The sequence below is a fragment of the Acetivibrio clariflavus DSM 19732 genome, assembly GCF_000237085.1.
GTDB classification, from domain to species: Bacteria; Bacillota; Clostridia; order Acetivibrionales; family Acetivibrionaceae; genus Acetivibrio; species Acetivibrio clariflavus.
This window is the reverse complement of the sequence record NC_016627.1, coordinates 2,325,183-2,338,184: the sequence shown is the minus strand read 5'-3', so window position 1 is coordinate 2,338,184 and position 13,002 is coordinate 2,325,183. Positions and strand designations below refer to the sequence as shown.

At 35.6% G+C, this 13,002-nt stretch carries 10 protein-coding genes; 8 read left to right on the top strand and 2 right to left on the bottom strand.

Annotation, left to right across the window (positions count from 1 at the left end):
- Window positions 1-9: 9 nt before the first annotated feature.
- Entirely contained in the window at window positions 10-2,160 is a 2,151-nt protein-coding gene (locus tag CLOCL_RS21080; protein WP_169313380.1) for a stalk domain-containing protein, read from the bottom strand.
- Between the two features lie 545 nt (window positions 2,161-2,705).
- Window positions 2,706-2,861 carry a hypothetical protein gene (locus CLOCL_RS22520; protein WP_014255219.1) on the bottom strand — a complete coding sequence of 52 codons (156 nt, stop codon included), beginning with the start codon at window positions 2,859-2,861 and terminating at the stop codon, window positions 2,706-2,708.
- Window positions 2,862-3,285: 424 nt separating this feature from the next.
- On the opposite strand from CLOCL_RS22520, the gene CLOCL_RS09945 reads away from it, so the two are divergent.
- From CLOCL_RS09945 to spo0A, 8 genes are all read left to right on the top strand, one after another.
- Window positions 3,286-5,175: a glycoside hydrolase family 3 protein gene (locus CLOCL_RS09945; RefSeq protein WP_014255218.1), complete on the top strand. Its 1,890-nt coding sequence runs from the start codon at window positions 3,286-3,288 to the stop codon at window positions 5,173-5,175.
- Between the two features lie 292 nt (window positions 5,176-5,467).
- A complete protein-coding gene (locus CLOCL_RS09940; protein ID WP_014255217.1) occupies window positions 5,468-6,259 on the top strand; it encodes a tetratricopeptide repeat protein in 792 nt (263 codons plus the stop codon).
- Window positions 6,260-6,276: 17 nt separating this feature from the next.
- On the top strand, window positions 6,277-6,741 hold the full coding sequence (locus CLOCL_RS09935) for a zinc-ribbon domain-containing protein (RefSeq protein ID WP_014255216.1): 465 nt from the start codon (window positions 6,277-6,279) through the stop codon (window positions 6,739-6,741).
- A 172-nt stretch (window positions 6,742-6,913) separates the two neighbouring features.
- Complete coding sequence (locus CLOCL_RS09930) at window positions 6,914-7,783, top strand: NAD(+)/NADH kinase (RefSeq protein ID WP_014255215.1); 870 nt, start codon at window positions 6,914-6,916, stop codon at window positions 7,781-7,783.
- A gap of 1 nt (window position 7,784) precedes the next feature.
- A complete protein-coding gene (locus tag CLOCL_RS09925) occupies window positions 7,785-8,252 on the top strand; it encodes an arginine repressor (protein WP_014255214.1) in 468 nt (155 codons plus the stop codon).
- Window positions 8,253-8,279: 27 nt separating this feature from the next.
- Entirely contained in the window at window positions 8,280-10,007 is a 1,728-nt protein-coding gene (gene recN / locus CLOCL_RS09920) for a DNA repair protein RecN (protein WP_014255213.1), read from the top strand.
- Between the two features lie 400 nt (window positions 10,008-10,407).
- A complete protein-coding gene (gene spoIVB, locus CLOCL_RS09915; protein ID WP_014255212.1) occupies window positions 10,408-11,727 on the top strand; it encodes a SpoIVB peptidase in 1,320 nt (439 codons plus the stop codon).
- Between the two features lie 302 nt (window positions 11,728-12,029).
- A complete protein-coding gene (gene spo0A / locus CLOCL_RS09910; RefSeq protein WP_027621584.1) occupies window positions 12,030-12,833 on the top strand; it encodes a sporulation transcription factor Spo0A in 804 nt (267 codons plus the stop codon).
- Window positions 12,834-13,002: the final 169 nt, after the last annotated feature.

Below are 13,002 nucleotides of genomic sequence, written 5' to 3'. Positions count from 1 at the left end.
TCTGTGCTGTTAGCGGATAAATACCGTTGTATTAACCGGAATATTTTTTGAAAACCATTCACTGTCTTCAAGAGGCATCCGGATGCATCCTGCCGATGCCACTGTACCGAGAGTATTGTCATAAATTGCCCCATCCCGTTTTACCTTCACCGAATGGAAGAAGTAGGATGAATAGAAACCTACATAATTTTTTACCCATGCATTAGAACCTGCAGGCATCCAGGTGCCTCTGTTATTATTAATGGAAAAAGTACCTTTTATCGTTGGCGAAATGTTTTTTCCTGTGGCGCAGGGTATCTGCCTGGTGAGTTTCCAACTATTTTCACTTCGTGTAAATATATTGATAAGTTGTCTTTTTAAATCCACCCATATAAGGTAATTTGTCGGACTGCTAAGCTTAAAGTAATCATTTACAAAAAACTCCGTTTCGGAAGGATATAATTTCTCCTCCAATTTTTCAAATTTAGTATCAATGGACAAGTATTCACTTTTTGTCCATCCGGATATAGTGTTGTTTTTTATATAGTACCACTTGTAATCTTTATCCCTTATAATTTCAACCTTTCCGCCTTTGATATAAGAACTTGCTTTTGATGCGCCTATTGAAGGGTATAAAGGTGTGTTATTTTTAACGGTGGCATAGACAAAATGTTCGGGAACTAAATCTTCGACGCTTCTATCAGTATTTATCGATAGTTCCTGATAATACATGTGTATTGTTTTAGTATTCGGACCCCAGAATATTTTTATCCCTAGGTTTTTAGCCAAAGCAGCCAACGGGACATATATACGATGGTCATATTTTTCTGTTTTGTATTCAAGGTATGTTGCATGGCTGCCGACATATATTATTCGGCTATCGGGGAAAAATTCCAAATGAATTTTATCTTTTAAAAGAGAATCTATGCTATTTATGTCGATATAAACTCTGTCATTGATAATTTTGATATCTTTAAACTCATACGGCTCTGAATTGCAATAATAGTATACACTCTCTGAAACGCTTAAATTTTCTATAAAAGGCAGACTGTCAATTTCAACGGTTTTGCATTTGGAATCTGTTTTAATTTCATAGCCAAAGGTTTCGGCAACAGGTTCTAAAGGAACAAAACTCAAACCGTTTTCGATAAAAGGTGCATGGGCAAGTTGAATTTTGCTGCCGTTGATATAGGCAAATTCTTTACCGATATTCATATGAACATATTTTCCGTTCTTTTCGAGAATTATGGTCTTATCTTCTGAAATCCAGTCAAGATTGATTTTAAGAAATTGGCACACTTCCTTTATTGGGGCTAATACAGAGTTTTCTGTAACTATCGGTTCAGTTGATAATATCCGGCCGCCTATCAAAATCTTATAAGGTTTATTTCTCATTGAAAACTCTTTTAAATCGGGATGGGCAAAGCCATATCTCAATAAGGCTTCAGTGCAGTTGAAAACCGTATTGCTGTCAGTGCCCATAACAACTGAGATTAATTCTGTTCCTTCATTGTTCATTGCTGCAGAGACAAGCACTTTACCGGCTTTGACAGTGTACCCGGTTTTTACTCCTGTTATTACAAATTTTTCATAGGTTTTGTTTAGTAACTTATTGGTGTTTTGGAATGTTCTCGGTTCTTTGTGCATATTGGTAGGCGGAACTGTAACAGTTTGCATCGATACTATATTACGAAATTCTTCTATGTTCATGGCGTAGCGGGTGATTAGTGCAAGGTCAAGGGCAGTGGTTTGCTGATTTGAATATTGAATACCATCTGTTCCGTCCAAACCAACGGGATTGGTGTATGTAGTGTTTAATGCACCAATTTCTTTTGCTTTTTCGTTCATTTTTCTAATAAACTCTTCTTTATTCCCGAATACATTTTCTGCTATAACATTGGCACAGTCGTTGGCTGAAGCTACAAGCATGAGCTTTAGAGCATCTTCAAGAACAATCTTTTCACCGGGAATAAGAGAAGCGTTGGTGCCGCCATTCCCTATTTCTTTGACTGCGGATTGGGAAACGGTTAATACTTTTTTTAAGTCGGCATTTTCAAGGGCAATAATTGCAGTCATTATTTTGGTTGTACTTGCAGGTTGCCTGATTTGGCTTTCATTATTGGCGAATAAAATTTCTCCAGAAGATGACTCAACTACAACACAGGAATATACGTTTTCCAATGCTTTGCTCAAAGAGTCGGTATTTGCATAAGTAATACTCTGAGAAAAAATAACAAGGCACAAAATCAAGATTGAGAAACCGACACACTTTTTCATAAAATAAACAGGGATAAACCCTTGTTGTCCCCCTTTCGAGCAAAAAAATATAGTTTAAAAAGGAATGTATAAACATTCCATAAAACTTTATGCACTAAGGAAATTTTTTATGACAATGCAAGTATTTTTATAGATAATAGCCTTTTTGTTTACACAGAAATAGAATTTTATTGTATTTGTTTATTTTAGACATAAAGCAGATAAAAAGAACAGTACATTAAAGGGAAAACTGAGAAGTAATATATTATATATTCTACATATAACATAAAAATCCTTTAGCGGGTTTGTTAAAAATGGAAAAGTTTTTTTAGACTTAGGGTTAAAAGTAATATAAAGCAAAGAATTAGCGAAATGAGAAGTTTATGGATATATCCCTTATGCACCGCCTTTTAAAAAATAAAGGGGAAAACATAAGGGATATTGGTCAATACAATTATACTTGATTATATTCAGTCTATTGGTTTTGCCTTTTTGTTCCCGAATTTTGCTTTGCCTTGTATTTCCGGAACGGGACGTACATCTTTTTTGGGTATATGCATTTTGTGATTGCTTTCGGTTCCGTGCGGATCTTTTGGGTCAGGTCTTCTCATACCGGCTTTGGCCATGGTTTCACCTCACATTAATCTAAATTTTTTATATTGTTTCAAAACATGTTTGGACAAGTCTTTTGATTTTAGCTTATTATGTGTTTTTTGAAGAAATATATTCTGTATGTTTCTTCAAAATATATTTGCCTATTTTTAAGTTTTGGATAAAGATTGAAATTTCTTCATTGTGCATAAAACAGTTAAAATTTGAAAAGTCCTTTAGAGTTTTGTTTGGATTAAATTTATATTAGAAAATTTTTTAAACAATTCGTAAACATTTTTACTTATTGTTGTGCTATATTTAAATTGCGGGAATTCTAAAAATTTACATCAACATTGTGCTATAGGTTTCTCGAAAAATGCACTTCTTTCCATTTGGGGAATCATGCACACCGTCTGTTGAACTTAAGAGTTTCAATGAAAATCAAAAGGGGGGCTTGAAATGAAAAAGTTTGTCAACAGCCGAGTAAAGTTTTTAGCTTTGGCAATGTCAGTTATGCTTATTGTATCCTGCCAATCTTCTGAGGACAGGAAGATTCCTCAACCGCTTCAAAGTCCGTTACCAGGCTCTTCAAACAACCCAATATCGGAAGTTAATAATGAGGAGTGGGTTGAATCAATCTTAAAGAGCATGTCCATTGAGGAAAAAATAGGACAAATGGTTCAGGCGGAAAGACGATATATATTTCCGTCACAAGTTAAAAACTATTTTATAGGTTCGGTTTTTAGCGGCGGGGGATCTTCACCGGGGAAGAATAAGGCGGAAGACTGGATAAAAATGAATGAGGATTATCAGAAAGAAGCTGCAGAAACACGGTTGGGAATTCCCATAATTTATGGGATTGATGCGGTTCATGGACATAATACCGTTTATGGGGCAGTGGTGTTTCCACACAATATAGGCCTTGGGGCTGCAAATGACCCCGAATTGATGTATAAAATAGGGGAAGTTACTGCAAAAGAAATGCTTGCAACAGGAGTCAACTGGAACTTTGCCCCCTGTATAGCTGTTGCAAGGGATGAACGCTGGGGAAGAAGTTATGAGAGCTATGGTGAAGATCCGGAACTGGTAAGTAGACTTGCTGTACCTTACATAAAAGGATTGCAGGAAAATGGTGTAATAGCTTGTGCAAAGCATTATGCCGGTGATGGCGGTACAATGTGGGGAACTGGTGACAGTGGCTATCCTATTGACCAGGGGGAGACTAAAATATCGAGGGAAGAGTTCGAAAAAATTCATCTTTCGGTATATGAAGAAGCTGTAAAAGCGGGAGTTAAGACTGTGATGGTTTCCTTCAGCAGCTTTGAGGGAGTGAAAATGCACGAGAATAAATATCTGATACAGGATGTATTGAAAGGGGAAATGGGTTTTAAAGGTTTTGTGGTTTCTGACTGGGAAGGTGTGCATCAGATAAAAAACAAGGACTTCTATCAGCAGATTGTTTCGGCTGTTAATGCCGGCATAGATATGTTTATGGAGCCTATGAAGTGGAAAGAATGCTACAGCCATTTAAAAACAGCGGTAGAAAAAGGGGATATCAGCCGGGAGAGAATAGATGATGCAGTTAGAAGAATTCTTACAGTGAAGAAGGAGATGGGGGTTTTAGAAAATCCCTTGGGAGATCGAAGTATTGCTGCCAAAGAACTGGGAATGGAAGAAAATATAGAGATTGCAAGAGAAGCTGTCAGAAAGTCCCTGGTGCTTTTAAAAAACGACAATAATGTGCTTCCGTTAAAAAAAGATGCAAAGATATTCATAACAGGTCCCGGTGCTGACGATATAGGATTGCAGTGCGGAGGATGGACCAGATCTTGGCAGGGAGATGTTGATTCCTGGAGAGACAGATGGATGAAGGGAACATCTATTTTGGACGGGTTTAAAAGAATAGCACAAGCGAATGGCGGTACTATAATTACCGATCCCAAAAAGGCTAAGAATGCCGACGTTACAGTGTTGGTTCTTGCGGAAAAACCTTATGCTGAAGGAGTGGGGGATGACGGTACCTTAGGACTGTATGACGGAATGGCCCATAATGAGAATAAAAAAGCTGTTGAGGAAGCCAAAAAGCTTGGTCTTCCAACGATAACCCTTCTTTTATCAGGAAGGCCCAGAATAATTACAGAAGAAATCAATGACTGGGACGCTTTTGTGGCAGCATGGTTGCCGGGAAGTGAAGGTGACGCAGTTGCTGACGTTCTTTATGGCGATTATAATTTTACAGGAAAGCTTCCTTTTTCGTGGCCGAAAAGTGTTGAGCAAATTCCTATAAATCATGATGATCCAAAAGGAGAGAAACCTTTATTTGAGTTCGGCTTCGGGCTTAAATATTAGTGTTGGATGAACAAATAAAACTGAAATAGGAGAAAGCGGCAAAGGCATAATTTGATTTTGCCGCTTTTGATGTTTTTTGAGATAAATTAGTAGTTGAGAAATAACAAAGTATGATATAATAAAAAAACATTACATAGTTGCTTAACATTAATTGCATTCTATATTTATGGTTAAATCCTGAAAGACTGAATTTTGGTTTTATGTGTTTGTTCTTTGTGAGATGTAGATTTATAAATTTTTTTTCTGTAAATTTTCCTTTTGTACGGATTTTGAATTTACAGGAGGTAGCGAAATGTTAGGAGCATTGAAAGCCGAAATACTGTTTTCAAAGGCACAGAAACTTGTATTGCAGGAAAAGTATAATGATGCACTGGAATTGTTTGATAAGGCCATAGCTTTGAATGAAAAAGATAGTGCCGTATTTATCCATAAAGCTCTTGCTGTATCCCAGTTGGGACGTTATAATGAGGCAATTAAGCTTGCGGAAAAGGCAATTTCATTAAAACCTCAGAATGCTGTTTACTACGCGTTTCTAGGTATGATACATTACGACAGTGAAAATTATGAAGAAGCTATAAAGTGTTTTAAAAAATCCAACGAAATAGATAGTGAAAATGCTCAGACCACATGTTTGGAGAATGTTGCAAGAATAGCTATGGGAGAAGTGGAAGAACCCGTTTTGGTGCTCAGAGAAAAAATTCATCTTGCCAATTCGGAATGCAAAAGCAGACTTTTGGTACTGCTTGAGAGAAAAATTTCTGAAAGCCTGGATGATGAAAAATACAATGTTATAACCAAAAAGCATTTTGAAAATGAAGAATTGACTATGAACATTTTATTTGGAATTATCTATTTTGAAATGAAAGAGTATGATAAAGCAGAAAGTAATCTTCTGGCATCTATAGAAACATCACCGGGTGTCATAAATTACTATTATTTGGGGTTGTGCCGTATAAAAAAAGGCGATTATAAAAAAGCACAATATTGGTTCAACAAAGCAATGGGGTGCAAAAGTATTTTCAATACAAAAGAGAGATTTGACTATTTGTTTGATGAGTTTGAGAAATGTACCAGGGGACACTGATTACGGGAGGAAAAAGTATGTTTATAATTTTTGGATTCAACAAACAGACATTGACAAAACATGGCCCTGTTTTCAGAAATCGCTGCGACCGCTGCAATAATGAGGAGCTATGGCTGCTGTTTACAAGGCGTACATGGTTTACGTTATTTTTTATCCCGGTTATTCCATATGCCACCCAATACCTGCTTGTTTGTCCTATTTGTTCTTATGGACTTGTGATAACCAGAGAAAAATTTGAAGAGCTTAAAAAAGTTGCCGATTGTAATATGGACTTAATTAATAATAGAATTGACGAGAATGAGCATAAAAACAGAATAATTGAGCTGACAAAGGGAAGAAATACTAATAGATATAATGATAATGACAGTTATAAATATTCAGGGAAGACCGAAACTCAGATCAATTATTTAAGACAGATGGAAGAAATACAGCGAGCAAGGGAAGAGGCGGCAAGAGCCGAAAAAAATAATTCTGACGTATAAAAGGAGATTGAGAGCAGCAAAAAAAGAATTAAACAGTCATTGTATATATTGATATTGTTTGATGTTGTACTTTGGCTTTTTATTTTATATAATTATCTCGATAAGAAATTACAATAAATTTTTGAATTTTTATATGTAAAATAAAGTAAAAAATAAATACTGCGAGGATAAAATGATAAAAATAGGAATAATTGCGAACAGAGACAAGGACGAAGGACTAAAGGTTACTTCATTGCTGGTAAAAAGCATTAAGGATAACGGTGCTGAACCCGTTATGGCAGATGATTTGGCCAAAGATATCGGTGAAGAAATTCGAAATTTTTGTGAAGAAGATGTTATAAAAAAGTCGGATATAATGATATGTCTTGGCGGCGATGGAACTTTTTTAAAATGTGGCAGAAAAATATTCAGCAGAAGGATACCCATACTGGGAATAAATCTTGGAAATTTGGGTTTTTTAACCGAAGTTGACAAAAATGAAATCGATCCTGCAATAAAACGTTTGGTTAATGGAGATTACGATATTGAAGAGAGAATGATGCTTGAAACAACTATTATCAGAGATGGTAAAGAAATTATGCATGATATCGTCTTGAATGATGTAGTTATTTCAAGGGGGTGGATGTCAAAAATACTGCACCTGAAAACTTATTTGAACAATCAGTTTGTTGATTTGTATCCCGGAGACGGGTTGATTATTTCAACACCTACCGGTTCGACAGCATACTCGCTTTCAGCCGGTGGACCTATAGTAGAACCTGATATGAAACTTATTATTGTCACACCCATATGTCCTCATCTGCTGTACTCAAGGTCTTTTATTACGACGGGAGAGCGAGTTTTAAAGGTATTAGTTGTAGAGACCAACTGCCATGGTGCAATGGTTACAGTGGATGGACAAAACGGGTATGAGTTGATGGGTGGAGACAGCATAATAACAAAAAAATCTTCACAATATCTGAAAGTGATTAGATTAAGTGACAGGAATTTTTTTGATGTATTAAGAAGCAAAATATATGACAGAGGAGAAAAGATAAAGTAGTATGAAGTATAACAGACAGGCAAAAATTTTGGAAATAATAGAATCGGAAGTAATTGAGACTCAGGAAGAAATAGCTGAGAGACTTAAGGCTATGGGTATGGATGTTACCCAGGCAACAATATCGAGGGACATAAAGGAACTTAGATTGATTAAAGTTATGACCCAGGATGGGCGTTACAGATATGCGCCTTTTTCAAAAACTGAGAATGTCGTTTACAATAAACTTATGACTATATTTGCCGAATCTTATGTTTCAAGTGACTATGCCAATAATATTGTGGTGGTAAAAACATTGCCGGGAATGGCCCAGGCCTCAGCATCAGCGATAGATTCTTTAAACTGGCCCGAAATTGTAGGTTCCATTGCCGGTGATGATACTGTCATGATTGTGTGCAGAGCAGAGAAAATTGCTGAGGAACTTGTAAATAAATTTGATAAAATGGCAAAGATGAATAAGGATAATAAATAGATAAAGTTATAAAGTGAGGTAAAATTTGTGCTTCAACGATTACAAATACAAAACATAGCTATCATAGACAAGGTTGAAATTGAACTCGGAGATGGCTTAAATGTGTTGACCGGTGAGACGGGAGCAGGTAAGTCAATAATTATTGATTCAATAAAAGCCATATTAGGTGAAAGGCTCTCGAAGGATTTGATAAGAACCGGCAAGGATAAAGCTGTGGTTGAAGCTGTATTTGCGGTTGATAATGATCGGTTGAAGGACATTTTTGAAGAATTCGGCATTGAGCCTGAAGAGGATGGGACACTGATTGTTTCAAGGGAATTTACATTAAGTGGGAAAAATGTTTGCAGAATTAATGGGAAAATGGCAACAGTGTCAATGCTAAAAAGTATAGGAGAACACCTAATAGATATTCATGGGCAACATGACAATCAATCGCTGCTTCGGACAGGCAGTCATATAGATTTGCTTGATTCCTTCAGTGATGAGAGTATACATAATTTAAAGAGTGAATATGGTAAAAAATTGGCCGAATACCTGGAGATAAAAAATAAATTGAAACTGCTTTCAGGCGACCAAAACGAGCGGGAGAGAAAAATTGATTTTTTACAATTTCAAATTGACGAGATTAGAAAAGCAAAACTCAAACCGAATGAAGATGAAGAATTGAGCAGGCAGAGATTAATTCTTCAAAACGCGGAGAGAATTATATCTGCTTTGTCAAAAGTATACGAATTAATGGGTATTGGAAGTAAAACGGAGAAGTCGGCTTCCGATATAATAGGCGAGGCCGTCTCTGTCATGAATGACATTTCCAAATTGGATCAGAAATATGCTGCTGTTACAAAAAGGCTTGAGAGCTTGTCTTTTGAAGTGGAAGATATTGTAGCTGAGATAAGAAGCAGCAGGGATGAAATTGACTATGACCAGGAAATGTTGGACCAGATTGAAGAAAGGCTTGACTTGATTTATAAATTAAAAAAGAAGTACGGAGATTCCATAGAAAAAATTAAAGAATACATGGAAAGGGCACAGCAGGAACTAAAGGAAATATTGAACAATGAAGAGCTTGTCAACAAATTAAAAGATGATCTGAAAAAGGTGAATGATGAACTTTTTATACTGGCAAGAAAAATAAGTGCAAAGAGAAGAGAAGCGGCAGAGTTGTTGGAGAAAAAGATAGGATTTGAGCTGGATGATCTGGAAATGAAAAATGCAAAATTAAAAGTTATTGTCGAATTCGATGAAAGTACTGATGAAAACGGTGACAGAAGGTATAATCACAATGGATTGGACAAGGTTGAGTTTTTGATTTCTACCAATCCCGGCGAACCGCTCAAGCCTTTGGCCAAAATAGCTTCCGGTGGTGAAATGTCACGTATTATGCTGGCTATAAAAACAATCCTTGCCAATGTGGATAAGATTCCTACTCTTATATTTGATGAAATCGACATAGGTATTAGTGGAAAGGCTGCTCAAAAAGTTGGCGAAAAAATGTCCTATATATCCAAAAAGCATCAGGTTATTTCGGTTACACATCTGGCACAGATAGCATGTATGGCTGATAATAATTATTATATAGAAAAGTCTGTACATAAGCAAAGTACCAGTACAACAGTTAAAAAGCTGGATGAAAATGAGGTTAAAAGGGAAGTGGCAAGAATTATAGGCGGTACGAATATATCCGATATAACCTTGAAACATGCTGAAGAAATGATTGAATATGCAAGGAAATATAAGAATAACGGCATGGTATGACAGTTTTCTATTAAAAACAAAAAGGGCAAAGAGTAAATAAATTTTGAAATTCGTTGCCCATTAATATCGAGATAAAAAAACCGGAGAATTCCATCAAGGATTGCCGGTTTTTTTATTTTTATTTTTATTTTGATTAAATTAACAAGATTTAACAAATAATTCAATGGGGAATTTTCAAAAAAGTTGCTGATTTGATATGTTTCACATTATTGATGCAGTTTTTGGTTGAATAAATGAGTTTATTCTAGGTTAATTTATGATTAGTGATTTAAAACATCGAAACGGATACGGTTGTTTTGATGCAGCTTTATAGTCTCAAATAGTGATTGCATTTAGGATTATAGAGCTATAGACCTTTCTGTGTTTTTGAAGCTAAAAGACGGCGGGAGAGTGAAGGGCCATGAAATATATAAAATCGACAAAGAGAAAGCTGGGGTTATTCATTGCAGTTTGCTTTGCAGTTATGGCAATAACTTATATAAGAGCAATATATGATTTGCCCAACCAATTAACACTTTTTGAGAATCAGGAGAATGTTTATCATCTGGATAGTCCCTTTTTAGTCGATATACAGGCTGACAAAAGCGATATCGTAAAGCTTGAAAACAATAAATCCAAAAAGAAAAGTCTGGTTAGGTTAATAAATCCAGTCTTGATAAAACCCCAAAGGATGGGAACAGTAAATATAAGTATGAGAATTTTGGGGCTTATTCCAATAAAAACTGTACAGGTGGATGTTGTACCGTATCGCGAAGTTGTTGCCTGTGGAAATACAGTAGGAGTAAAGCTTAAGATTGAAGGGATACTTGTGGTTGGTATGTCGGACATTGAAACTTTTGAAGGTAAAAAAATGTTGCCTGCAAAGGATGCAGGGATAAAGCCAGGGGATTTGATTATTGAAGCAAACGGAAAGCCGGTTGATAGTATTGAAGCTTTAATAAGCGAAATAGATAACAGTAATGGGCAAGAAATGAAATTAAAGTTAAAAAGGGATAAAAGAACAGAGGTTATAACAGTAAAGCCTATAAAGTCTGTTGAGGACAATAAGTACCATTTGGGAATGTGGGTAAGAGACAGTACTGCAGGAATAGGCACACTGACTTTTTATGACCCTAAAAACAATGCGTTTGGTGCTTTAGGCCACGGAATAACTGATGTTGACACGGGAGCACTTATGCCGGTGGAAAATGGAGAAATAGTCGAATCCAATATATTGACAATTGTAAAGGGGAGAGCGGGAAGTCCCGGAGAATTGAAAGGAGTACTGATTGAAGAACGTAAAGAATTAGGCATTATTAAGAAAAACAGTCCCTATGGTATTTATGGTGTGCTAAACAAGGATATGCTTTACAAGTTTCCCGACAAATTATATCCGGTTGGTTTGAGGGATGAAGTGGAACTGGGCAAGGCATCAATATTATCAAATATTGACGGAAAGACGGTAGATGAATATGAGATTGAAATTCAAAAAATATCGAAAAAACCTTCCAACAAACAAAAAGGAATGGTCATAAAAATTAAGGACAGCGAACTTTTAGAAAAGACTGGCGGAATTGTTCAGGGAATGTCCGGAAGCCCGATTATTCAAAACGGAAAATTAATTGGTGCTGTAACCCATGTACTTGTTAATGACCCTACAAGGGGATATGGAATATTTATTGAAAATATGTTGAAGAATACTGTAGATGAACCGAAATACAGTCTGAATGAGGCTTCATAATATTTAAAATTCAACATTTAGGAAATAATGTTCCCAAAACCCTATGAAAAGTTATATTTCCCGGAAATTCGTTGGATTTTCGGGAAATTTTTGATTAATAAACATTAATTTGAATTTATATTGTAATGTCTTGAAATCCATCTATATCAAGGATTCTGGGATAAATTTGATTTTGATTTTTGGATATGTTAATATAAAAATGTTAAAAAATAGAATATAAGTTCTTGTAATTTTGTCGAATGGAAAATATAATATATTTAAGATATATAGATAGTTTTACAAAAGTTAAGGGGGAAAGTACATTGTCTTCTAAAAAAATACAGGTAGTTATTGCCGATGATAACAGGGAATTCGGTGATATACTCTATGAATATTTGAATAATCAGTGTGATATAGAAGTAGTGGGGGTAGCTAGAGACGGGATAGAAGCTTATGAGCTTATTACATCAAAAATGCCCGATATTGCAATTTTAGACATTATTATGCCTCATTTAGATGGATTAGGGGTTCTGGAGAAAATAGGTTCCACGCCTCTGAGCAAAAGACCGCTATTTATAATACTGTCTGCTGTGGGACAGGACAAAATTACTCAAAGAGCTTTGGCTTTAGGCGCTGAATACTATGTAGTTAAACCTTTTGATATGGATGTTTTGGTTTCTAGAATTCGTCAATTGAAAAATGTTACACAGTCGAATGTAATAAGATCCGACCACGGCTTGGAAATTAAGCAGTCTTATCAGCCAGAGCCTAAAAACCTTGAAGTTGAAGTTACAAATATTATGCACGAAATTGGTGTTCCGGCTCATATAAAAGGATACCAGTATTTAAGAGATGCAATAATTATGGTTGTCAAGGATTTGGATGTAATCAATTCAATTACAAAGCTTTTATATCCTTCAATTGCGAAAGAGTATAATACAACTCCAAGCAGGGTTGAAAGAGCAATAAGACATGCCATAGAAGTTGCATGGAGCCGCGGACAGGTAGATACTATAGATTCGTTGTTCGGCTATACTATTAATTTAGGAAAGGGTAAACCAACCAACTCGGAATTTATTGCGATGGTAGCAGACAAATTACGTTTAGAAATGAAAATAGCAAATTAACAGATGAAATATTTAATTAAGTTTACATAATATTGATTAATCCTGATACAAACCAATTTATGACTCCAAATATTTGGAATTCACATAGAGAGCTGTTTGTGAAAATATCTTCCAACTTATATTTTGCAACAGCTCTTTTTTATTTTACATTTTTATAAAAAAGGGTATA